This is a genomic window from Prochlorococcus sp. ALOHA_ZT_50 (assembly GCF_022447305.1).
In the GTDB taxonomy this organism is placed as follows: domain Bacteria; phylum Cyanobacteriota; class Cyanobacteriia; order PCC-6307; family Cyanobiaceae; genus Prochlorococcus_A.
Map to the genome: position 1 here is coordinate 55,533 of NZ_JAKVCI010000005.1, position 21,432 is coordinate 76,964.

Below are 21,432 nucleotides of genomic sequence, written 5' to 3' on the forward strand. Positions count from 1 at the left end.
TTGGAGAAAGTCTTTTTAAAAAGTTTCACAATTGAAGGTTATGTCAATGAAAACTAGTAGAGAAATTGCATTAGAGAGAAGAAAAGCTATGAGTGATAGCGGAAAAAAAGCTGTTGCCAATTCTTCTACTACTAAAGACAGGGTTCGCACATCTGATGATATGCAAATTTCTGGGATAAAATCTTCCATTGATACAAATAGTACAAATACTGCGAAAAAACATATTCCAACAGCAAAAATGAATAAAAAATCCTTTTCTAAAAATTTATCCAGCAAAGAACTTGTAATTGAAAGAAGGAAAGCAATGTCAACTCATGGCAAATCAGCCATAAGTTCATCTGATAGAACTCGTACAGAAGCTAATAAAAAGATCCAAGTAAATGAAATAAAAATAACTTCAGATAAAAGCCCTGACTTATCAAATTCTGGTAATTCAGAGAATAAAGTTCTAAATACTAAAATTAAAAGAAGGGTAACTCAAAAAAGAAAACCTATCACCAATACAAGTAGAGATATTGTTTTGGCAAGAAGAGAAGCTCAATCTAAACATGGCAAATCAGCTTCTAAACAAAATAGTAGTGCAGCATCTTTAGCTAGAAGAGGAGATCCAGATTTATCAAGCAGAGAAATATCTCAAAGAGTTAGGGAATTAAGAAGTAAAACTGGAGCAACCTCAAAAAAAGGAAATGGTAAATGTAGACCATGTGGTCCAAATAAAAATGGATCAAAAATGAATATTGCTGATGCAAGTTGGAAAGTTGGTAAAAGTGAAACTAATTCTGGACAAACAGTAACTGGAACACAGGCTAATAGATCGTTAAAAACTACTGGTAATGAAGCTAGTACATGTAGAAGCGTCACAGGTACACAATATTTGGGATCCGAAGTACTTAATCAATTTTGCCAAAATCAACCTGAATATAAACAGCCAACTAGATCCTCAGTAACTTCAACATCAGCTGGAAATAAAGTCACAGGTAATGAGGTCGGAAGATCTGAGAAAGTTACTGGCGATGAACCTGGAACTTGCAAAAATGTAACTGGTACTGAATATAGTTCTGCAAATCAGTCAAAGGAATATTGTGGGGAAGTTCCCAAAAATCCCTCAAAGGTTAAACATAGTAATACAGCTGACGGATTAAAAGTATCTGGTTCTTTACCTGGGAGATCTGCACTTGTAACTGGAGATGAGTCAGGATCTGGTCATCAATTAACAGGCGATCAATATCTTGGTTCAGAAACTAATCCTAAAGGGAGATCTCATGAAAAAGTCGGGAAATATAATACATTAAATGGCAATGCATTAACTGGTACAGGAGTAGGGAGGTCTGAATTCGTTACTGGTAATGAACCAGGAAGCTGTAAAAATGTAACTGGCGATGAATATATTGGTTCCCAACAATACGAGTCATTCTGTAAATCCAAACCAAAACCTGAAGCAATGAAGGTTGGAGTTAGTCTCTCAAATAACGCTAATGAGATTAGTGGCACCTTAACTGGAAGATCTGAGAAAGTTACTGGCGATGAACCTGGAACTTGCAAAAATGTAACTGGGACACCATATGCTGGATTAGATCAAGTTGAGGAAAATTGTAATTCTGACTTAATAACTGAATTAAAAGATAAAGGAAAGATTTATTTAGGAGGTAGCTCAAATGCACGTCTTACTGGTATACAACCGGGTATCGGAGGAAGTATGACTGGAGCAGGCAAAGGTGCTTGTCTAAATCCAACAGGCACCCCTTATGTTGGCGGAGATCAGTTAGGTAATAATTGTTCCAATCATTCATCCGAAAAAAATTATGCCAATAGTGAAAGAAAAAATTCAAGCTCATGGGAAGAATTTTCTGTAAATTCTCCCTCAAGAGATAAATACTCTGATAAAAAAAGAGATGGTGTAACAGGCAATGAGTATGAAAATGGCTCAAAGATTACAGGCCCATTCGATATGGCTAAGGACACAGTAACAGGGACAGAACAATTTAGGTTTGATAAAAACAAAAATTCCCTACTTACCCCAAAAAAAGATTTAAAGGAATTTGATTCTTCAAAAGAGAGAGCACAATCCAGAATTACTGGCGAGGGTCAATCTGCTGGGTTGAAGATAACAGGGGATGATTGGGCAAGAGGAAACAGGGTAACAGGTACTGAAGGAGCTTCAGCAAGAAAAAGAAATCCTACAAGACCAGGCATGACGAGTGCAATGCCAGTGATGGATATAAAAAGGAATGATGAAATGAAAGAGCCAGATTTCTTGATAACTGGATCAAGTGGTAATACTCGTGAAGGACAACTTGTTACCTTTTCAGGTGGTGCACGAGGGTAATTAAATAATGCCTTTAAGAGGACTGGCAAAAGCCAAGAACTTCACATTGGGGCCTACAGCTCCAATGAAAACTTTTACGGAAAATATTCATACACAAACTAAAAAATCAAACGATTTAGGAAATTCTGGAAAATCTCACAAATTAACTAACAGTATCCAGAATGAAAATTTATATAGGTATGAAAGCAAAATAAAAAGTGATTTTGACGAAATTGTTCCAACTCTCAAGGAAATTGCTCGAATCCAACATCACGAAGATTTTATAAATAAGGCTCAGAAAATATCAAGAAAAAATTTGGGAATAGATTTACCTCTCCATGTATTAGATAAATCTTGGGTTAAACCTCTTGATATGAGAGCTTTATATGCATGGTGTGCTTTTAAACAACATGAGAAACTTAGTGATAATTTTTTTAAAAATGATCCTCTTGAAGGGGCTTCAGGAAGTAGAGGTGCGGAAGATTTTGAAAAATTTCTTTTAGATTGTGGAATACATTTACTTGATATAACTCCTTGTTCAGATGGAAGATTAGCTCATTCAGTTGCTTATGTAATGAGAATACCTTTTAGTTCAGTAAGAAGAAGATCCCATGCTGGAGCACTGTTTGATATTGAAAATACCGTTAATCGATGGGTAAAAACTGAACATAAAAGATATAGAGAGAATGTTCCTAATGAAGCTCATAAAGATACCAGGTACTTAAAAGTTGTAACTTATCATTTTAGTTCAGTAGATCCTTTGCATCAGGGATGCGCAGCTCATGGGAGTAATGACGAGTTAGCTGCAGCAGAAGGTAGAAATAAATTATATGCTTTCAAAGAGGCTGTAGAGAATAGCTTTTGCTGCGGAGCTTCTGTGGATTTAATGTTAATTGGACTTGATACAGACACTGATTCATTAAAAATACATTTATCAACTAGCGATGGCGGTATAGATTTAGAAAAAACTATTTCTACATTAGAAATTTATAATTCAACAATAAATTTTTCAAAAGAGGATGCGGAAAGAGAAATTTGCCAGACAATTTCTAAGCAATCTTCAAAAGATAAACTCAGTGGACTGGAAAAATTTACGTATAAATTAATTGTCAATAATATTTCTCAAATTGATTATGTTAAGAGTTTTCATAATGGTTCTTATGAAGATATTGGACATGCAGAGAGGTTTATTGGAGTAGGTATAGGTTTTAAAGAAGTACATCTCAGAAATTTAACTTATTTTGCTCATTTAGATACAGTCGAAGAAGGGGCTCCAGATTTAGATGTAGGAGTGAAGATTTTTACTGGACTAAATGTGTCTCAAGATCTACCTATTCCAGTAGTAATAAGATTTGATTACTCTGGCAAAGTACCCGGCGCAAAAGAGAGGGCAATAAAAGATTGTGAAAGAGTTAATAATGCGATATCAATTAGATATAAAAATTTAGTTGATCAAGGTTTGTTACATACTTGCTCTACTATTAGAGATAGGGACAACATTCATTCCGCCCAAATTATTGGAATGTCTTTAGATAAAAAAACAGAGGAGGCTCACTAATTATGTTAATTTGCAAGGTTGTAAAACCACTTGTTTCTACCAATAGGATTCCTGGTTTTGAACATAAACATCTACAGGTTGTTTTGGATGGTTCTTCAAGTAAGGTTGCGGTAGATGCTGTTGGTTGTAAGCCAGGAGATTGGGTTATTTGTGTTGGAAGTTCTGCTGCTAGGGAAGCTGCGGGAAGCAAATCTTATCCAAGTGATTTGACGATTGTTGGAATAATTGATCATTGGGATCCTGATAAGTCATAAAAAAGGAGGATAGAAATTGTGGAAATTATGAAGGTATTAGGAAGGATGGTTTGTACTCAAAGAGTCGCTGGCTTAGGTTATATGAATTTACGAATTTTAGAAAATAATAAAGGAAAGAAATTAGTTGCTGTTGATCCTGTTGGTGCCAGAGAAGGTAACTGGGTTTTTACTTCTAGTGGCTCTGCCGCTAGATTTGCTTGTCCTAATCCAGAAATTCAAACCGATTTAACTATTGGAGGTATTATTGATTATTGGGAGAGTGACTAAAAATTTTAACTTCAAAAATTTATTGAGTAACTTTGTTGAAGGTATAGTGTAATAAGTTTTGATTAAAAAATTTAATGTGGAATGAAAGAGAATCACCTTTAAGGATTGAAAAAAGATTTGAATTTGAGCAATACTCAAAAATTAGTAAATTCATGATGAAAATTGAGAAATTATGTAAAGAAAGGGATGTCTATCCAAATATCAGCTTCGGTAAAAATTTTGTAAGTCTTTCAATTTTTTTAGATAATAAAGAAATATCAGAAAAGGAAAAAAACTTTTCAAAGGATATTGATAAATTTTATTTAGAAGATTAGTTCTTTTTAATAATTATTTGGCTTTGCAATATCTCTTTTGATTAAAGCCATTAAATATGTGGGGGCTTTATATCTACCAGGTAGACATCTATTTAAAGTTTCAAGATGACTCCAACAAACTGTCTTTTCTATATCTTTAACTGAATTACCTTTTAAAATTAAGAGTCTTAGAGCTTTGCAAAATAAAGGATAACCTGCTTCTAGTTCATCTATATTAAGCTTTGCTGCTGACATAGATCAAAGATGAATTATCAACTAATAATCTATACAACTATGGTGCACAATTGGTTCATATTTCAAATTTCTCAATAATTAGAAATTAATCTAGAAATGCGACGCAATCTATTTCAACTAAAACTCCTTTTGGTAGAGATGAAACTTCCACACAGGCCCTTGCTGGAGGATTCTCTATATTAAAAAAATCACTATATATTTTATTGACAATTTGAAAATTACTTAAGTCCGTTAAGTAAATAGTTGTTTTTATTACATCCTCTATTTTGGCTCCACCAGCTTTAAGAACTTCTGCGAGATTTTTTAAAACTTGAATAGTTTCCTTCTCTATATCACCTAAACATGTTATTTCATTTAAAGCTGGGTCTATAGCAATTTGACCAGAACAATAGATAAAATCCCCAGCTTTTATTGCTTGATTATAAGGTCCTACTGGATCTGGAGCATTTGATGTTTTAATTACTTGTTTGGGGGACATTTGTTTAAGAAGATACCTATCTATTTAAACCCATAAATCTTTATTTGCTCTTAAAAAAGTAAATTCTTCTAAATTTTTTGCTCTTAAGAAAAGGTTTATTTTCATCTCTTCATCAAGTAAAAATGGAATTGTCAATTCATTAAGAGAAAGTTTTTTTTCAACTTCCGAAAGTTTATTTTTTATATCTTGATCTTTTGGCTTGAGATTCAATGCCCACAATATATTTGCCTTTGTATATTCATGTGCACAATATATGAGAGTATTTTTTGGTAAAGATTTGATTCTTTCTAGTGAAGAATACATTTGTTGATAAGTTCCCTCAAAAATTCTTCCACAGCCTCCAGAAAATAATGTGTCACCAATAAAAAGAACAGGATTTTCCCCATTCAAAAAGAAGGCAATATGTGAGCTTGTATGTCCTAATACTTCAATTATTTTTACTTCTTCACCTAAAATATTCAAAGTTTCTCCATCTTCTACAGATACATTTTGAAAAGGTATTCGCTTTTTTTCTTTGGAGGAAGCAATCACCTTTACATTTGGCCATCTTTCAATAAGAGACTTCGTCCCTCCAATATGGTCTGAATGATGATGAGTTTGCAAAATAGCTTCTAAGTGAAAATTGTTTTCATTTATATATTTAATAACTGGTTCGTGAACAGATGGATCTACAACCACAACGGATTTATCTTTTACCAACAACCAAATGACGTTATCACTTAAAACTCTAAGTCCGATTATATTTCGAGCTTTATTAAATTCCATTGTTAACTTAGAATGAAGAATCCTTGGAAGAAATTGATCTATGTTTACTATAGCTTTACCAAAAGGAGCTCTGTTAAAAGATTCAATTTCAACTTTTAAAAGAGCTGGGTTAGATTTCTCTGATGCGTTGGACGAAAATAATAGATCATTAACCTTTGAATCAAATTGCAAACGGGCAAAAGCTTTATTAGTAAGAAATGGAGATGTTCCTGTTTATGTAAGTTATGGTCAGGCTGATTTGGGTATTGTTGGGTATGACGTTTTACGAGAATCTGAATTAAAAGTCGCAAAGTTATTAGATTTAGGATTTGGTGGTTGTCATATGTCGTTGGCGGTTAAGAAAAATAGCAATTATTCAAAACCAACTGATCTTCCAGCGAATTGTAAAGTAGCAAGTAAATTTATAAAAACAGCAAGATCTTATTTTGAAGAATTAAATATTCCTGTAGAAATAGTTCATTTGACAGGATCAGTCGAGCTTGGTCCTATTACAGGTATGGCAGAGGCAATAGTTGATTTGGTGGCAACCGGAAAGACTCTTAAAGAGAATGGTTTAATTAAAATAGATGATCTTTATTACTCGACTGCAAGACTAATTGGAAATCCTTTATCTATGAGGTTAGATGATAATCATCTCAGAGATACTATTTTATCAATAGAATCAACTAATGCTTTATAGAAGATTAGCTAAATGTTTTTTAAAGATTTTAGAAGGATTAAAAAGTTAGGTAAATATTTAACTAAAGATAAAAAAACAATCTATCTAATCTTGATAGTTTTGTTACCTGTTTCTTTCTCTGGAGCAATTCAACCATTATTAGTTGGTCAAGCCATTACTATTCTAAAGAACGAAACTACAGATGTTTGGCTAAGTAAAACTTTCTTTGGGCAGTCAATAAATGCCATAATCTTAACTTTATTTATAACTGTATTATTCAGATTAGTTCTGCAGGGATACCAAACTTACAATATCCAAGCAGTGGGACAACGTTTGACAGCAAGAATAAGAAGAGAACTTTTTGATCATTCAATATCTTTATCTCTTAAGTATCACGATAAAATGCCTGTAGGGAAATTATTAACGAGATTAACAAATGATGTTGATGCTTTAGCCGAGGTTTTTGGTAGTGGGGCAGTTGGAGTCATTGCTGACTTCGTCAGTCTGATAGTAATTTCTTTGACAATGCTTTCAATTGATCGAGGGCTTGCCATTTTATTACTTTTGACTCAAATCCCAGTTTCATATTTTATTATTTGGCTTCAAAAACGTTATAGAAGAGCCAATTATCAAGTAAGGGAAGAATTGTCTCAACTCAACTCTGATTTTCAAGAGAATCTTCAAGGTTTAGAAGTCGTTCAGATGTTCAGAAGAGAGGCTTTTAATAGCAAGAAATTTTCCAAAACTGGAGTTGCTTATAAGAAAGCAGTTAATGGAACAATATTTTATGACAGTAGTATTTCGGCATTTATAGAATGGATTTCTCTTGCCGCAGTTTCCTTGGTTTTGGCAGTTGGAGGATATCTTGTTACTTCTGGAAATATTGGTTTAGGAACATTAACAACTTTTATTTTATATTCCCAAAGACTTTTTGAACCTTTAAGGCAGCTTGCAGAAAGATTTACTCAAATACAAGGAGGTTTAACAGCTGTAGAAAGAATAAACGAATTATTGGATGAAGAAATACAGATTAAGGACTCTACTTCCGCAAAACATTTTTTAGAAAATGCTAAAAATGTAAATAAAAAATTTAAGGGCAAAATTGAGTTCAAGAATGTTAATTTTTTCTACAACGAAGGAGAACATATCATAAAGAATTTATCTTTCAAGATCAATCCAGGAGAGCATGTGGCTTTTGTAGGGCCAACTGGTTCAGGTAAGACAACCATAATAAGACTATTATGTAGATTGTATGAACCTCAATCAGGCCAAATTTTAATCGATGATATAGATATCAAAGATATTCCTATTGCAACTCTTAGAAATATGTTGGGAGTAGTTTTGCAAGATACCTTTATCTTTAGTGGAAATGTCGCAGATAATTTAAAACTAAATTCGAATGTAGACAATCTTGAATTAGAAAATCTTTGTAACGAATTAGGGTTAGATAATTTGTTAAAAAAATTACCAGAAGGTTTGAACACCTTACTAAGAGAAAGAGGGGGAAATCTCTCTTCTGGAGAGAGACAACTTCTTTCAGTAGCTCGAGTAGCGATTAGAAATCCTGTTGTTTTAATAATGGACGAAGCAACAGCGTTTATGGATCCCTCTACAGAGGCTACTTTGCAGAAAGATCTTGAGAGAATTCTGTCAAAAAGAACAGCATTAGTAATAGCTCACAGATTAGCAACTATTGAAAGTTCTGATAAGATTTTAGTCTTAAAAGGGGGATCATTAGTTGAAGAGGGAACACATAGTGAATTGAGACTGAAAAAGGGTTTATATTTTCAGCTCTCTGAGCTTCAACAAAAAGGATTCGTGAATTTTTAATGATTTTTAGAAACCAAGGATCGTTAATAAAAAAATCAAACACTTTATCAAGGGAAGAGCTGATAGATCTCTATGGTTTAAATTCTTATGAGTTCACTCAAACAAATAAAGAAGAAATATTTGTATGTAGTAAAAATAAAGATTTAGATCTAATAGAACTAGATCAACTTTTGCAAACTGTTGGTTGGAGCAGAAGACCTATAAGGAGGGTAAAAAGAGCTTTAGATTTCAGTATTTTGGTGGTTGGGTTATGGCGTCATGATGATAAATTCCCCAGACTAGTAGGATTTGCAAGATGCACTGGCGATGGAATTCTAGAAGCAACAGTTTGGGATGTGGCTATTAACCCTGTCTATCAAGGACTTGGATTGGGGAAAGAGTTAATGAAATATATCCTAAAAGAATTAAAAAATATTGGAATTTCTAAAGTAACCCTTTTTGCTGATGCTGAAGTGGTTTCATTTTACAAAAGACAAGGTTGGATATTAGAACCAAGAGGCTCTAAATGTGCTTTTTGGTATGCAAATTAATCATTTTTTGTAGTAGTCAGAATATATAGATTTTAACGATTCGCCTTTTAACCATCTTCTTCTAAAGTGCCAGTTCTTAATTGCTTGGAGAAAAATATTAGTTCTTTCCCATTTTCTTGAACTTATAAAAATAGGTAAATTTAATTGTTTTAAATCTTTTTTTTTGTTTAATCTCCTTAAAAAATCTACATCTTCCATCAAAGGTATCTTTCTAAAACCATTATTCTTAAAATAGGTAGTTCTATGAATTATTAAACCTTGATCACCATACGGTTGTTTAAAAAATTTACTTCTAAAATTCACGAGAATTTCGAGGACTCTATAAATTATCTTTTTGTGATTAATTTTGAATTCAAAATAGTAAATACTATTCTTGTTTCCCTTTAAAAATGAGTTTATTTTTTTAAACCAATCATGAGTTAATCTTGTGTCTGCATGTAAAAATATGAGCCACTCTCCTTTTGAATTTTTAGCTCCAATATCTAATTGTAAACCTCGATTCCTTTCTTTGGATATAAATACTTTCGCTCCATAAATATTTGCTATATCAATAGTTTTATCTTCACTTCCACAATCAACAATTATGATTTCGCCCTCTTTCTGAATACTTGACAAGTCTGAAAGCAATAATGGCAAATTATTAGCTTCATTAATAGTTGGAATGATAATTGAGATTTTAGACAAGTCGATTACTTTCTATTTTCAATATCAATAATTGTATCTATATCTATTTTTTTATCTAAAAACTTATATTTTAATTTTTTAGAAGCAAAATTATCAATTGTATTTTGAAGAACATTTTCTGTCCCCCACTTTATGTTGATAAAAGGTAAATATATATGCGATGACATTATTTTTTCTGATAAACCAATAAGCCAATATCCTCCATCATTAGATGGTCCTAAAATAAGATCATTTTGTTGAAGCTCTTTTAGAGTATTCAATAAATCTTGATGGCATAAATCTGGAAGGTCAGTACCAATAAAAATAATATTTTTGATCTTATGTCTTGCACAAAATTTTTTGTTGATAATTATTTGCCTTTTCATTTTTTCTCCCAAGCAGCCTTTCCCCTGTAAATTAAATTTTTTGATGCCTAATTCTCTAGTCCATCTTTTACAGTTACCTACCCCCAAACCAGATATAGCAATAGAAATATCAATTAGTTTATTTTCTTGGAGAAATTTTGCGACTGAAATAGTGTGTTTGGTCATTACACTTTGAACCTTTGCAGAATTACTTTTACCTATATCTTTAGATAATCTTGTTTTGCATCTTCCAAAACCATGCCATTTTGCCATGATAATAAGTAATGCTTTATCCAATAATTTAGTGAAATTTAAAATAATTATATGCCTATTAAAAAATATAAAATTTATTTTTATAAATTTAGTCGATACTTTGTTAAATAATTTTAAATTTGTCGTGATCTTGTGATTTGATAATGGCCAATTATTAAATTCCAACTAGATTAATAATCTAGAGAATAAAACTTTGCAAGCAACTAATCCTATTTGGGCGGAAGTTCAACAATCACTCCAAAAAACTTTAAGTAAGCCTTCATTTGAGACATGGATAAGGCCTGCTAAATTTAATTGTTTTGAAAATGGCTTATTAACTTTAATCGCCCCAAATACATTTTCTAGTGATTGGTTGAGAAAGAATTATTGTGAAACTATTGAAAAAGCTGCAAAGGAAATCTGCGGTCATGATGTAAAAGTTGTTTTTAAATCTGAAACGAATACCAGCAGCGATTTAACAAATGAAGATAAACCTAACGAACTGAACGTTCATCATAAAACAAGATCTTTTTCTAGTAATAACCAAAATAATTCTTCAAAAAATCAATTCAAAAATCCTAATGGTTTAAATTTACGCTACGTATTTAAAAGATTTGTTGTAGGTCCAAATAGTAGGTTGGCTCATGCCGCAGCTTTAGCCGTTGCCGAATCTCCTGGGAGAGAATTCAATCCATTATTTATTTGTGGAGGAGTAGGTCTTGGTAAGACTCATTTAATGCAAGCAATAGGTCATTATCGAGTAGAAATAGATCCAGAAGCAAAAGTTAAATATGTATCTACAGAGACTTTTACTAATGATGTTATTAGTGGTATTCGAAGAGATGGAATGACAGCTATTCGAGATAAATATAGAAATGTAGATTTGATTTTAATAGACGATATACAGTTCTTAGAAGGCAAAGAGTATACACAGGAAGAATTCTTTCATACTTTTAACGCTCTTCACGAATCAGGAAGTCAAATAGTTATTGCAAGTGACAGACCACCAAATCAATTGTCGGGAATTCAAGAGAGATTAATTTCTAGGTTCTCAATGGGTATGACTGCAGATATTCAACCACCTGACCTTGAGACGAGGACAGCCATCCTTCAAAAAAAGGCAGAACAAGAGAGGATGAGTCTTCCAAGAGATTTAATTCAATTTATAGCAGGAAGATTCACTTCGAATATTCGAGAATTGGAAGGAGCATTTACTAGAGCTGTTGCATTTGCATCAATAACAGGCTTGCCAATGACAGTCCAATCAATTGCTCCAATGCTTGATCCGAATAGTGTTGGAGTAGTTGTTACTCCAAAACAAGTTATTAATAAAGTGTCAGATTTCTTTAAAGTTTCTACTGATGAATTGATCAGTTCAAGTAGGAGAAAACCAGTAAGTCAAGCTAGACAAATAGGTATGTATCTTATGAGACATGGTACGGATCTAAGCCTACCAAGAATTGGAGATGAGTTTGGGGGCAAGGACCATACAACAGTTATGTATGCTATTGAACAAGTTGAAAAAAAATTATCTATTGATCCAAATATTGCAAGTCAAGTTCAAAAAATAAGAGATTTACTTCAAATAGATTCAAGAAAAAATTTATAGTTTTACTAATAACTAGAAATGAAATTTATAGGATCTTGATCATATCTATGCCTGAAAGGTATCTTATCTATTTCATTGATATCACTAAGCGATTCAATTTTATTTAATGATTGCCTTAATAACCTTGCTGAAATAATTGGCATATCTCTTGGAACTGAGATTCTATTTTTTAAGTATCTTAGAGAGATTCCTGAAAGTTTTTTAGGGATTAATACTTCACCTGTGATCATATGGCTCAAAGCTGATCTCAATGATTCGTCAAAGGATTCTTTATTGTATGGGTTTACCTTTAGTAAATTGTCTTTATGCTTTATCACTCTTTTAAGAGCAATTGTTGCATAATATTTTGACTCATAATTTTGGTTTAATTCATAATTACCTAAACCCTCCCCAGTATCTATTAGCTTAGAGAAAGTAATCTGTTGTTCATTGCTTTCTTTATAGCATCCTCCCATTTGTGGGGGTAAATCATGAGAATGAGTATGAAAATCTCCTTGAGTGCCTCTATAAGCACTTGTCCCTTCAAAAAGGGTAAGCCAGTTATCTACATGACGATAATTAGATCTTAAATTAAACCCTTTATAATAAATAAGTGATGCATTCATTCTCTCCATATAGGGAATAAAAATTATATCTCCAACACCAGGCTCTATATCACCCGTGTTAGAAACTGATGGATCAACAAACCCTGATTTTGAGCTACTTAAGATTTCATCGAGTTTAGAAATGGATTCTTTAAATCTTTTTTTTCTAAAAGAGTTATCTATAAAATTAAAGCTTTCTCGGCAGAGCCAATTACACCAGGATCTGAAAATTTCTCTTTCTAACTCTCGAATTTTGATAAGGTGACTAGATGTTATAAAAGATCCAAGTGCTCCAAATTCATTTTCTAAAAAAGCTATGATATCGTCGCTTTCAGTTATAACTTGCCCTTTAAATTCAATTGCAGGTAATTTCCCCGATCTGACTTTTTCAAGGAACCAACTTTCTTTTTGGCCGTAGCAAAACATATTTATTTTCTTGACTCTGTATGGAATTTTCTTAAATTCAAGCCATAACCATATCTTCTGACAGTAAGGACACCAAGAATGCCTATCCCTATAGAGGGTAACTAATACATCATTTTCACTATGTCCAAATAATCTTAAATTTGCGTAGGAATTATTTATACCATGGACTCTATCAAGATCTTCAACTTCAAATTTATTTAAATCATCCCATGTCAAAATCCCATTCATTATTTGAATTAAAGCTATAAACTAACGTTATAATAATTGATTAAAAAAAGTCTTGGAATTTGAATTTGATTTAATTGTTGTTGGCGCTGGATCTGGAGGACTCGCGGCGGCTAAACGTGCGGCTAGTTATGGAGCAAAAGTCGCAATCATAGAAGCAAATCAAATAGGAGGAACTTGTGTGATAAGGGGATGTGTGCCTAAGAAATTAATGGTTTATGCAGCTAAAAGTAAAAAAAATATGGATTCTTCTGAAGGATATGGATTAAAAAATGAAGGTATTAATTTTGAATCAAATATTTTATTGAAGAATGTTAGAGAGGAGGTTTCTAGATTAAGTAATTTACATAGAAATTCTTTAAAAAAGTTGAATATAACTATTTTTGAAGGCTTAGGAAGATTTATTACTCAAAATGAATTAGAAATTATTTGTTCAAACACAAAGAAAATTAAAAACAAAATAAGTTCAAAAAAAATTCTTATTTCAGTTGGAGGTAAACCAAAGAAATTAAATATTCCTGGGGTAGATTTGGCATGGACTAGTGATGATATTTTTGAATTAGAAAAGTTTCCCAAATCAATATTAATAGTAGGAGGTGGATATATTGCTTGTGAATTTGCTTCTATTTTCAGAAATTTAGGTACTGAAGTAACTCAATTAATTAGAGGTCAACATTTACTTAATGGTTTTGATGAGGATCTTTCTTCATGCCTAGAGGAATCACCTACTTTTACTGAAATCAATATAATCTCCAATACTCAATTAAAGTCTATCAAGAAAGTAAATGGAAATCTGGAATCTACCCTAGACTCGGGAGATAAACTCCTAACTAATAATATCCTTATTGCTACAGGAAGAGAACCAAATCTTTTGCCTTTAAATTTAGATTTTTTAAATCTAAAGATGGATGGCCAATATTTAGATGTTGATGAACTTAATCAAACAAGCAACGCAAATATTTTTGCAGTTGGCGATATCATAAATAAACCAAACTTAACTCCAGTAGCAATAGAACAAGGGAGAGTTTTTTCGGATAATTTTTTTAATGACCAAAAAAGAAAAGTAAATTATGAATATATCCCTAAGGCCGTTTTTACTATTCCAGAAATTTCAACAGTTGGCTTAAGTGAGAAAAGAGCTAAAGAGATTTACTCTGAAAAAAATATAAAAATTTTCAAATGCAAATTTACCCCTATGTCTAATACCTTTAAAAAGAATAAATCAAAATGTATGTTGAAGATTGTAGTTCATAAGCTAACTGACAAAGTCCTAGGATGTCATATGTTTGGAGAAACATCATCTGAGATTATTCAAATGGTATCAATTTCATTAAATGCAGGGATAACAAAAAAAGACTTTGATATTACTATGGCTTTGCACCCAACTATCTCAGAAGAATTTGTGACTATGTATGGATAAAATTATGAATTAGAAAATTTTAATTTTTCTTGAACAATCAGAAATACTATAAGTAATGCAAAGTAAATAAATAAACCTATCCTTAATTCAGAAAGGAAGTTAAATCCATTCAGGAAAAGTATCTTATCGAGAATGTAGAAAATATAAAGATTAAGCAAAATAAATCCTTCAATTCTTGTGATTTTCCCTTTGCTCCAGAAAATTGGTAAGCATGCAAAGGTAGTTAAAACCATAAAAGGTAAGTCAACTTTTATTAGACTCTGTTCAATTACTAAACCTTTAAATCCTGAAAAAATACTGCAACTTCCAAGGATTAAAAGTTGATTGAGTAAATTACTTCCTATTACATTCCCAATCGCAAGATCTGTTTTGCCTTTAAATGCAGCAATTATTGAAGTTACTAATTCTGGTAAAGATGTCCCAGTTGCGACGATAGTTAAACCAATAACAATTTCATTTACACCCAAAAGAGTAGCGAGCGTTTGAGAACCATTTACTAAAATATTTGAACCAAAGCTTAAAAGAAATATTCCCAATATTAACTTTAGTAAAATATTCATTTTCCCTTTATAGTTATCTTTTAATTCTTCTATCTCTGGTTCAGCATCTTTTGTCTCCTCTCCTTTCTCATTGATGGTATTGATTTCCCATATTGTATTTAAGATTAAACAAAATATTAGAAATACCCCTGCTTGCAATGTTAATAAGCCTGTTGATGACATAGCCCAAACTGCACAAGAAATTGCCATTAAAAGAGGCACATCTCTTCTGACTATTCTGCTTTTTACTTTAAGAGGTGTTATCAATGAGCTTATGCCCAAAACAACGAGAACATTAAAAATATTGCTTCCAATTACATTGCTTGCCGCAAGCGAATCACTGCCTTTTAAAATTGAACTCAAACTTACCAACAACTCAGGAGAGCTTGTTCCAAGAGAAACAACTGTCAAACCAATTACTATTTGAGGTATTCCTAAAATTAAAGATAAAAATATGGCTCCTTGAATAAAGAACTCTCCTCCAGCAAAAAGTAGAACTACGCCTAAAAATATTTCTATTATTGGAAATAAAAAATCACTCATATTTAGGATTTAATTTAGATAATAAAAATTTTCATAATTGGTTAATAACTATCCTCGAATATCTATAATTTATTGTCAATTTTAATTTGCTGTTAAAATTGATTAAATAGAAAAAATTTTGAAGACTTTAAACATAATAAAACCTGATGATTGGCATTTACATTTAAGAGAAGGTCTTGTATTAAAAAATATCATTCAGTTTACTTCGGAATATTTTGGAAGAGCCATTGTTATGCCAAATACTAAAAGTCCCATAACATCAATCAATAGCGCTATTTCTTATAGGAAATCTATTGTTGAAGCGCTACCAGAAAGTTCTAAGTTTGAACCATTAATGACAATTTATCTTACAGATGACACTGATAAAGGGGAACTAATTAATGGTTTTAAAAATAATGTTTTTTTTGCAGCAAAATTATATCCTGCTAATGCCACAACAAATTCCAGTCATGGAGTTAGGAAAATAGAAAATCTATATAAGATCTTTGAATTAATGCAAGATTCTGGAATGCCTCTTTTAATTCATGGGGAAGTGACTGATTCTGAAGTAGATGTATTCGATAGAGAAGAAGTTTTTATAGATAAAGAACTTTCTCAAATAACCAAAAGATTTCCAAAATTAAAAATCGTTCTAGAACATATAACCACCTCTTACGCAGTGGATTTTGTGCAAGAAAATAATATTGGGGCTACTATTACTCCGCATCATTTGCATATAAATAGAAATGCAATGTTTTTTGGAGGCTTAAATAGTGATTTTTACTGCTTACCAGTTGCTAAGAGGGAAAATAATAGACTCGCTTTAAGGAGAGCGGCAACAAGTGGGAAAAAATGTTTTTTCTTGGGGACTGACTCTGCTCCACACCTTAGGAAGTGGAAGGCTTTTTGTGGATGTGCAGGCATTTTTAATTCGCCAGTAGCAATAGAAAGCTACTTAACAGTTTTCGAAGAGGAGGATGCTCTAGATAATTTTGAAAAGTTTGCAAGTTTGAATGGCCCTAATTTTTATAATGTCCCACCAAATAAAGAAAAATTAAAATTAGTTTCTAGACCTAACAAAATTAAAGAATATATTGATGTTGTTGAAGAAAAAAATATTGTCGGACAAATAAAACCATTTCATGCAGGTGAAACTTTACAATGGCAAGTAGAAGGAATAGTAAATTAAAAAATTAGATTTAATCTGACAATTAAAAGTGTAAATATTCCAATTTTTCTTGGTTAAATGGGTTACTTTCAGCTACGATTAGAAAGCGCAAATTCCTTTGGGAGTGTGGCGGAATTGGTAGACGCGCCGGACTTAAAATCCGTCGAGCGATTTAGCTCGTGGGGGTTCAAGTCCCCCCACTCCCATTATTTAATTATTTATTTTTAGTTCTGACGATAACTTCCAATAGTTGTTATGTTTTAACTAAGCAACCATAAATTAAAATGGAAAGTTTTTTCAATAATTCATTCGCTACTTTAATTGCTTATATCGGAATTATTTCTACCTATTTATTGGTTATCCCATTGTTACTATTTTACTGGATGAATAATAGATGGAATATTATGGGCAAATTTGAAAGATTAGGAATTTATGGCCTTGTATTTCTTTTCTTTCCAGGTTTAATTTTATTTTCTCCATTTTTAAATCTCAGACTAAAAGGAAGTGGTAAAGGGTAAATAATTGACTAAAGGAAAAGTTATACAAATAGGTTTATTTATTTCATTAATAGGATTAATTAGTTATAAATTTGCACCGCAAATTGGTATCGATAATTTTACAGCCACTACTCTATCAAGTTGTATCTTGATTTTGATTGTTATTACTTGGGTAACATCTTATGTTTATAGAGTTGTAAATGGAAAAATGACTTTTATGGAACAAAGGAAGCGTTATAGAAAAGAGTATGAAAAAGTTGTTAATGATAAACTAGAAACCAAATTCAACTCATTGTCAAAGGAAGAGCAGCAAAAACTTATGGAAGATTTAGAGAAAAATCCATAAATTTTTCATAGAAAAATATCTAAAAATTATGAAAGATAACAAAATGCAAATTACTAAAAATGAATCTTTATCTAAGGTAGATGAGATGTTTTGTGAGTTAAAAAATAAAAAAAAATTTGCTTTAATGCCTTTTATAATGGCTGGGGATCCCAATATTGAAATAACGTCTGAGATCTTATTAAAGTTACAAGAAAATGGAGCTGACCTTATTGAATTAGGTATCCCTTACAGTGACCCACTTGCAGACGGACCTGTTATTCAAGTGGCGGCCTCTCGCGCCTTAAAGTCAGGTACTAGCTTAAGAAAAGTAATTAAACTTTTAGAGTCTTTAAAAGGTAAATTAAATATTCCCATCATCCTTTTTTCTTACTTAAATCCATTACTATGTTTTGGCTTTGAAAAGTTTTGTGAGATGGCATCTAATGCTGGAGTTTCTGGACTAATAGTTCCTGATCTCCCTTTAGAGGAAGCTTATAAATTTTCTAAAATAGTTAGTAACCATTCTATGGACTTAATTTTATTGGTAGCTCCAACTACTCCTTTTGAAAGAATGAAACAAATATCAAATCATACAAAAGGCTTTACTTATTTAGTAAGTGTTACAGGTGTCACTGGTGAGAGAAACAAAATGGAAAATAGAGTAGAAAATCTTATTGCTAAATTAAAAGATGTAAATAGCAATCCAATTGCTGTTGGTTTTGGAATATCCACTCCAGAACATGTTAATAAAGTTCGTGAGTGGGGAGCAGATGGAGTAATTATTGGGAGTGCATTTGTAAAACGAATTTCTAGTTCAAGTGAAAAAGATGTTGTCGATCATGTTGGTGAATTTTGTAAAGAAATGCGTTTAGCTGCTGATCAAAAAAAATAAATACAAAGATAATTTATTAATTAAAAGAATTAATTATAGAAAATTAATTAAAAATGATATATTCAATTTATTTTTGTTGTCTTTAAGATTCTTCTGTAGGTAATAATCTGATTTGTTTTCTTCCGAGCTTAATTTCGAATTCATCACCTGCTTTTAAATCAAGAAGTGCTGTATATGCTTTCCCAATCAGAAGATTTCCATTGCCTTGAACTGTAGCAATATAACTAAGTTTTCTTCCACCTTTTCCAATACCTGCAACTCCAGAATCACCAAGATTAACCCCTTTTGCTTCTAAAAGTGCTTCATAAAATGCGGTAAAGTTTAAGCGTTCACCTCCGTTTTTTTTAGTGGAAACATATCCACAGGCGCGAACTAGGTCAGATTTGCTAACATCACCAAGTTCTTTAACTTTTGCAAGGAGATCGCTACCAGTTAGCATAATTAATTAAAAGAAAGTTGTATTAAATAACATAGCAATCTGCGTGTAATATATGCAATTATTAAGTATCTATTCATTCTATTATTTATATTTAAAAATGGAAAAGTTTGTAGTTTTTGGAAGGTACTGTGAAGATGCAATTATTAAAAGGGAACCATTTCGAGAACAACATCTTAAGAGACTTAAAAACTTAAAAGATAGCGATATTTTAGTTACATTAGGGCCAACAAAATGTACCAAATATTTGTTTGGAATTTTTAATGCTAATGATGTAAACGAGTTGAAAGATCTTATTGAGGAGGATATATATTGGGAAAAAGGTATATGGATTAATTATGATATTTATCCCTGGATTCAAGCATTTTAAATATGATTTACGAAAAAATTTAGTAATTATTAACTATTTATTAAAAGAATTAATTTAACTTAAAAATACATATTATTTTTGCTTTAATAATTCAATTATTTATCTTATTTAGGAGTTAAAACGATATTTATTTAAACGTTAGTTTTAAGAGGTTATATCATTTTTAATTAAAAATATATTATTTTAAATAATATTTATTTACTAGTATCTTGATTTATCTGGTTTACTAATGAGTCGATATCTAATTGATTATATGGTGGTGTTTGTTTTGTTTCTAGATAATCGTTCTTGATATTGTTTAACCATTTTTGCTCAATCTTTATAAGATTTTTTGCAATATTGAACATGCCGCCTTTTTTATATAATTCTTTAATTTTGAGAATAATCTCGGAGGTTCTACTCGATTTAATATTTAATTCATTTGCTAAGTCTTTTTGGGTAAATCCATGCGATTTTAACCAATCTTTAATGAAGGAGACGAGTTCTTTTTCTTCCTGTATAGATAATTTACTCATTCAATAAAAAGGAAATAACTTATTAAGCTTATTCTCTGCTCTTGCTCTTATTGAAGGAGTCATGTATTTGCTCCATATACTGAGTACTGCTGTGAGGGCTACAAAATCATCACTAAAACCAACTAAAGGCATAAAGTCAGGGAAAAGATCAAATGGCATAATCAAATATGCTAGAGCAGCCATTAATGAAACTCTTACTTGTGCTGGAGTATAAGGATCTAAAGCCATCTCCAAAACTTCTAAGGCAGGCTTGGCAATTGTTCTTCCTGCTTTAATAAGAATCTTGATAATGATATTTTCATCAAATGTTGAACTCTCTAAAACTTCAGCATCATAGATTTTTTCTTGGGTTTTGTAATTCTCTTTCATCCTTATAAATGAAATTTAAATATTTTTAATGGAATTTTTAGCTAATACTATCAACTAATCCATTCTGTATTCCTGCTTTTCTAAGTTTTCTTAAAGCACGTTGAACAACTTGTCGGCAATATTCCCTGCTACAACTCATATGTCTTGCAACTTCAGCTAAAGTTCTCCATTCATTTGAGCCGTCTAAACCAAATCTTAGGCTTACTATCTTTCTTTCTTTCTCAGTTAAATTTGCTTTATCTAATAACTTCCAAGCCGAGGCTGTCCTTTCGGCTAATTCGGCTAATTCCATTGGGGGAGTTTGATCACTTGGAAGAATATCAACTAACTCGGAAGGATCTGATTTTGATTTAACAGTACCTTGGAGACTAACAGTGATGCTTCTCAATTCACAAGAAAGGAGTTCGTCAATTTCCTCTTTGGTTATTTTCATTTCTTCAGCTAGCTCATCACTAGTAGGTGGAATACCCTTAAGTTGCATAAGCTTTGATTTTGCTGATCTTAGTTTTGTAAGTTTTTCATTAATGTTAACAGGGATCCTTATCGTTCTACTTTGAGTTGACAATGCTCTATTTAAACCTTGCCTAATCCACCAATAAGCATAGGTAGAAAATCTATGTCCTCTAGACGGATCATATTTTTCTACGGCCCTTGTAAGACCTAATGTCCCCTCCTGAATTAAGTCCAGTAATTCTAATCCTTTCCCTTGGTATCTCTTGGCAAGGTTGACAACTAGTCTTAGGTTGGCTGTTATCATCTCGTTTTTAGCTTTTTCACCAATTTTTATCTTTTTTCTCTCAGCTTCGGAATATTCACAAGCGGGGCCTTTCCCTCCTGCCTCTTGACATCTATTAACAAGTACAACCATTTCTTGGACTTTTCTGCCCATTGTGAGTTCTCTTTCGGGAGTCAAAAGTTGATGACGACCTATTTCACCAAGAAAATCGCTTAATGAACTCACGATTTACCTCATTGTTGATATATTTAACTTATAGTCAATTCAGTAATAAGCCATACATGTAATAATTAATTAATAATTAATTAATAATTAATTAATAATTA

Annotated in this window: 26 protein-coding genes and 1 tRNA gene; 16 read left to right on the forward strand and 11 right to left on the reverse strand. The window is 31.8% G+C overall.

Going from position 1 to position 21,432, the window contains the following annotated elements; translation table 11 throughout:
• The first annotated feature begins 40 nt into the window (after positions 1 to 40).
• The 5 genes from csoS2 (at position 41) to MK115_RS01105 (ending at position 4,698) form a co-directional block, all read left to right on the forward strand.
• The gene (gene csoS2 / locus MK115_RS01085) at positions 41 to 2,326 is read left to right on the forward strand and encodes an alpha-carboxysome scaffolding protein CsoS2 (RefSeq protein WP_287608362.1); all 2,286 of its coding nucleotides are present in this window, start codon (positions 41 to 43) and stop codon (positions 2,324 to 2,326) included.
• A gap of 7 nt (positions 2,327 to 2,333) precedes the next feature.
• Positions 2,334 to 3,863 carry a carboxysome shell carbonic anhydrase gene (locus MK115_RS01090; protein ID WP_287608364.1) on the forward strand — a complete coding sequence of 510 codons (1,530 nt, stop codon included), beginning with the start codon at positions 2,334 to 2,336 and terminating at the stop codon, positions 3,861 to 3,863.
• A gap of 2 nt (positions 3,864 to 3,865) precedes the next feature.
• Positions 3,866 to 4,117, forward strand: a complete 252-nt coding sequence (csoS4, locus tag MK115_RS01095; protein ID WP_011818059.1) for an alpha-carboxysome shell vertex protein CsoS4 — start codon at positions 3,866 to 3,868, stop codon at positions 4,115 to 4,117.
• A gap of 18 nt (positions 4,118 to 4,135) precedes the next feature.
• On the forward strand, positions 4,136 to 4,384 hold the full coding sequence (locus tag MK115_RS01100) for a carboxysome peptide B (protein WP_079317686.1): 249 nt from the start codon (positions 4,136 to 4,138) through the stop codon (positions 4,382 to 4,384).
• Between the two features lie 74 nt (positions 4,385 to 4,458).
• Positions 4,459 to 4,698: a 4a-hydroxytetrahydrobiopterin dehydratase family protein gene (locus MK115_RS01105; protein WP_079329816.1), complete on the forward strand. Its 240-nt coding sequence runs from the start codon at positions 4,459 to 4,461 to the stop codon at positions 4,696 to 4,698.
• A gap of 6 nt (positions 4,699 to 4,704) precedes the next feature.
• Here MK115_RS01105 and MK115_RS01110 read toward each other — a convergent pair whose 3' ends face one another.
• The 3 genes from MK115_RS01110 to gloB all read right to left on the reverse strand — a co-directional run bounded on the left by MK115_RS01110 (position 4,705) and on the right by gloB (position 6,175).
• Positions 4,705 to 4,932 carry a DUF3136 domain-containing protein gene (locus tag MK115_RS01110; RefSeq protein ID WP_011862573.1) on the reverse strand — a complete coding sequence of 76 codons (228 nt, stop codon included), beginning with the start codon at positions 4,930 to 4,932 and terminating at the stop codon, positions 4,705 to 4,707.
• 85 nt (positions 4,933 to 5,017) lie between these two features.
• A complete protein-coding gene (locus MK115_RS01115; RefSeq protein WP_025924297.1) occupies positions 5,018 to 5,410 on the reverse strand; it encodes a Rid family detoxifying hydrolase in 393 nt (130 codons plus the stop codon).
• A 24-nt stretch (positions 5,411 to 5,434) separates the two neighbouring features.
• Positions 5,435 to 6,175 (reverse strand): hydroxyacylglutathione hydrolase, encoded by a 741-nt coding sequence (gloB, locus tag MK115_RS01120; protein ID WP_287608387.1) that lies wholly within the window; start codon positions 6,173 to 6,175, stop codon positions 5,435 to 5,437.
• Positions 6,176 to 6,215: 40 nt separating this feature from the next.
• Between gloB and hisG the strand changes: the two genes are divergently transcribed.
• Genes hisG through MK115_RS01135 form a run of 3 tightly spaced genes read left to right on the forward strand, consistent with a single transcriptional unit; the run spans position 6,216 to position 9,193 of the window.
• Entirely contained in the window at positions 6,216 to 6,854 is a 639-nt protein-coding gene (hisG, locus tag MK115_RS01125; protein ID WP_287608389.1) for an ATP phosphoribosyltransferase, read from the forward strand.
• A gap of 12 nt (positions 6,855 to 6,866) precedes the next feature.
• On the forward strand, positions 6,867 to 8,663 hold the full coding sequence (locus MK115_RS01130; protein WP_287608391.1) for an ABC transporter ATP-binding protein: 1,797 nt from the start codon (positions 6,867 to 6,869) through the stop codon (positions 8,661 to 8,663).
• Entirely contained in the window at positions 8,663 to 9,193 is a 531-nt protein-coding gene (locus MK115_RS01135) for a GNAT family N-acetyltransferase (RefSeq protein ID WP_287608393.1), read from the forward strand. The genes MK115_RS01130 and MK115_RS01135 overlap by 1 nt, the downstream gene beginning before the upstream one ends.
• Here the strand turns inward: MK115_RS01135 and MK115_RS01140 are convergent, their stop codons facing one another.
• On the reverse strand, positions 9,194 to 9,877 hold the full coding sequence (locus MK115_RS01140; RefSeq protein ID WP_287608395.1) for a TIGR04283 family arsenosugar biosynthesis glycosyltransferase: 684 nt from the start codon (positions 9,875 to 9,877) through the stop codon (positions 9,194 to 9,196).
• A 5-nt stretch (positions 9,878 to 9,882) separates the two neighbouring features.
• Positions 9,883 to 10,494, reverse strand: a complete 612-nt coding sequence (locus tag MK115_RS01145; RefSeq protein WP_287608397.1) for a TIGR04282 family arsenosugar biosynthesis glycosyltransferase — start codon at positions 10,492 to 10,494, stop codon at positions 9,883 to 9,885.
• Between the two features lie 193 nt (positions 10,495 to 10,687).
• Between MK115_RS01145 and dnaA the strand changes: the two genes are divergently transcribed.
• Positions 10,688 to 12,082 (forward strand): chromosomal replication initiator protein DnaA, encoded by a 1,395-nt coding sequence (dnaA, locus tag MK115_RS01150; protein ID WP_287608399.1) that lies wholly within the window; start codon positions 10,688 to 10,690, stop codon positions 12,080 to 12,082.
• A gap of 5 nt (positions 12,083 to 12,087) precedes the next feature.
• On the opposite strand, the gene MK115_RS01155 is transcribed toward dnaA, so the two are convergent.
• Positions 12,088 to 13,320 (reverse strand): glutathione S-transferase, encoded by a 1,233-nt coding sequence (locus MK115_RS01155; protein WP_287608401.1) that lies wholly within the window; start codon positions 13,318 to 13,320, stop codon positions 12,088 to 12,090.
• Positions 13,321 to 13,372: 52 nt separating this feature from the next.
• Here MK115_RS01155 and gorA point away from each other — a divergent pair, with 52 nt between their 5' ends.
• Entirely contained in the window at positions 13,373 to 14,737 is a 1,365-nt protein-coding gene (gene gorA, locus MK115_RS01160; protein ID WP_287608402.1) for a glutathione-disulfide reductase, read from the forward strand.
• 2 nt (positions 14,738 to 14,739) lie between these two features.
• Here gorA and MK115_RS01165 read toward each other — a convergent pair whose 3' ends face one another.
• Positions 14,740 to 15,819 (reverse strand): calcium/sodium antiporter, encoded by a 1,080-nt coding sequence (locus MK115_RS01165; RefSeq protein ID WP_287608404.1) that lies wholly within the window; start codon positions 15,817 to 15,819, stop codon positions 14,740 to 14,742.
• A 118-nt stretch (positions 15,820 to 15,937) separates the two neighbouring features.
• On the opposite strand from MK115_RS01165, the gene pyrC reads away from it, so the two are divergent.
• From pyrC to trpA, 5 genes are all read left to right on the forward strand, one after another.
• On the forward strand, positions 15,938 to 16,987 hold the full coding sequence (gene pyrC, locus MK115_RS01170) for a dihydroorotase (protein ID WP_287608406.1): 1,050 nt from the start codon (positions 15,938 to 15,940) through the stop codon (positions 16,985 to 16,987).
• A gap of 99 nt (positions 16,988 to 17,086) precedes the next feature.
• A tRNA-Leu gene (locus MK115_RS01175) sits at positions 17,087 to 17,172 on the forward strand.
• A gap of 78 nt (positions 17,173 to 17,250) precedes the next feature.
• Positions 17,251 to 17,484: an NAD(P)H-quinone oxidoreductase subunit L gene (locus tag MK115_RS01180; protein ID WP_025892975.1), complete on the forward strand. Its 234-nt coding sequence runs from the start codon at positions 17,251 to 17,253 to the stop codon at positions 17,482 to 17,484.
• Positions 17,485 to 17,488: 4 nt separating this feature from the next.
• Complete coding sequence (locus MK115_RS01185) at positions 17,489 to 17,809, forward strand: DUF3007 family protein (RefSeq protein WP_011818075.1); 321 nt, start codon at positions 17,489 to 17,491, stop codon at positions 17,807 to 17,809.
• A 28-nt stretch (positions 17,810 to 17,837) separates the two neighbouring features.
• Entirely contained in the window at positions 17,838 to 18,680 is an 843-nt protein-coding gene (gene trpA / locus MK115_RS01190; RefSeq protein WP_287608413.1) for a tryptophan synthase subunit alpha, read from the forward strand.
• An 82-nt stretch (positions 18,681 to 18,762) separates the two neighbouring features.
• On the opposite strand, the gene MK115_RS01195 is transcribed toward trpA, so the two are convergent.
• Positions 18,763 to 19,119, reverse strand: a complete 357-nt coding sequence (locus tag MK115_RS01195; RefSeq protein ID WP_011818077.1) for an AbrB family transcriptional regulator — start codon at positions 19,117 to 19,119, stop codon at positions 18,763 to 18,765.
• Between the two features lie 97 nt (positions 19,120 to 19,216).
• On the opposite strand from MK115_RS01195, the gene MK115_RS01200 reads away from it, so the two are divergent.
• Positions 19,217 to 19,486 (forward strand): YciI family protein, encoded by a 270-nt coding sequence (locus MK115_RS01200; RefSeq protein WP_041484355.1) that lies wholly within the window; start codon positions 19,217 to 19,219, stop codon positions 19,484 to 19,486.
• Between the two features lie 194 nt (positions 19,487 to 19,680).
• Here MK115_RS01200 and MK115_RS01205 read toward each other — a convergent pair whose 3' ends face one another.
• Genes MK115_RS01205 through MK115_RS01215 form a run of 3 tightly spaced genes read right to left on the reverse strand, consistent with a single transcriptional unit; the run spans position 19,681 to position 21,331 of the window.
• Positions 19,681 to 20,001, reverse strand: coding sequence for a hypothetical protein (locus tag MK115_RS01205; protein WP_287608419.1), 321 nt, complete (start codon positions 19,999 to 20,001; stop codon positions 19,681 to 19,683).
• The gene (locus tag MK115_RS01210) at positions 20,002 to 20,370 is read right to left on the reverse strand and encodes a YkvA family protein (protein ID WP_011818080.1); all 369 of its coding nucleotides are present in this window, start codon (positions 20,368 to 20,370) and stop codon (positions 20,002 to 20,004) included.
• 37 nt (positions 20,371 to 20,407) lie between these two features.
• Positions 20,408 to 21,331, reverse strand: coding sequence for a sigma-70 family RNA polymerase sigma factor (locus MK115_RS01215; RefSeq protein ID WP_025924308.1), 924 nt, complete (start codon positions 21,329 to 21,331; stop codon positions 20,408 to 20,410).
• Between the last annotated feature and the right edge of the window lie 101 nt (positions 21,332 to 21,432).

What these genes read in the sequence shown, in the direction of transcription:
- MK115_RS01115 (WP_025924297.1), bottom strand. Translation starts at nt 5,410, where the DNA reads ATGTCCCCCAAACAAGTAATTAAAACATCAAATGCTCCAGATCCAGTA.
- hisG (WP_287608389.1), top strand. Translation starts at nt 6,216, where the DNA reads ATGTTTACTATAGCTTTACCAAAAGGAGCTCTGTTAAAAGATTCAATT.
- MK115_RS01090 (WP_287608364.1), top strand. Translation starts at nt 2,334, where the DNA reads ATGCCTTTAAGAGGACTGGCAAAAGCCAAGAACTTCACATTGGGGCCT.
- csoS2 (WP_287608362.1), top strand. Translation starts at nt 41, where the DNA reads ATGTCAATGAAAACTAGTAGAGAAATTGCATTAGAGAGAAGAAAAGCT.
- MK115_RS01180 (WP_025892975.1), top strand. Translation starts at nt 17,251, where the DNA reads ATGGAAAGTTTTTTCAATAATTCATTCGCTACTTTAATTGCTTATATC.
- gloB (WP_287608387.1), bottom strand. Translation starts at nt 6,175, where the DNA reads ATGGAATTTAATAAAGCTCGAAATATAATCGGACTTAGAGTTTTAAGT.
- MK115_RS01200 (WP_041484355.1), top strand. Translation starts at nt 19,217, where the DNA reads ATGGAAAAGTTTGTAGTTTTTGGAAGGTACTGTGAAGATGCAATTATT.
- MK115_RS01135 (WP_287608393.1), top strand. Translation starts at nt 8,663, where the DNA reads ATGATTTTTAGAAACCAAGGATCGTTAATAAAAAAATCAAACACTTTA.
- MK115_RS01165 (WP_287608404.1), bottom strand. Translation starts at nt 15,819, where the DNA reads ATGAGTGATTTTTTATTTCCAATAATAGAAATATTTTTAGGCGTAGTT.
- MK115_RS01205 (WP_287608419.1), bottom strand. Translation starts at nt 20,001, where the DNA reads ATGAGTAAATTATCTATACAGGAAGAAAAAGAACTCGTCTCCTTCATT.
- MK115_RS01195 (WP_011818077.1), bottom strand. Translation starts at nt 19,119, where the DNA reads ATGCTAACTGGTAGCGATCTCCTTGCAAAAGTTAAAGAACTTGGTGAT.
- MK115_RS01210 (WP_011818080.1), bottom strand. Translation starts at nt 20,370, where the DNA reads ATGAAAGAGAATTACAAAACCCAAGAAAAAATCTATGATGCTGAAGTT.
- MK115_RS01155 (WP_287608401.1), bottom strand. Translation starts at nt 13,320, where the DNA reads ATGAATGGGATTTTGACATGGGATGATTTAAATAAATTTGAAGTTGAA.
- MK115_RS01145 (WP_287608397.1), bottom strand. Translation starts at nt 10,494, where the DNA reads ATGGCAAAATGGCATGGTTTTGGAAGATGCAAAACAAGATTATCTAAA.
- MK115_RS01130 (WP_287608391.1), top strand. Translation starts at nt 6,867, where the DNA reads ATGTTTTTTAAAGATTTTAGAAGGATTAAAAAGTTAGGTAAATATTTA.
- trpA (WP_287608413.1), top strand. Translation starts at nt 17,838, where the DNA reads ATGAAAGATAACAAAATGCAAATTACTAAAAATGAATCTTTATCTAAG.
- MK115_RS01105 (WP_079329816.1), top strand. Translation starts at nt 4,459, where the DNA reads ATGTGGAATGAAAGAGAATCACCTTTAAGGATTGAAAAAAGATTTGAA.
- csoS4 (WP_011818059.1), top strand. Translation starts at nt 3,866, where the DNA reads ATGTTAATTTGCAAGGTTGTAAAACCACTTGTTTCTACCAATAGGATT.
- MK115_RS01110 (WP_011862573.1), bottom strand. Translation starts at nt 4,932, where the DNA reads ATGTCAGCAGCAAAGCTTAATATAGATGAACTAGAAGCAGGTTATCCT.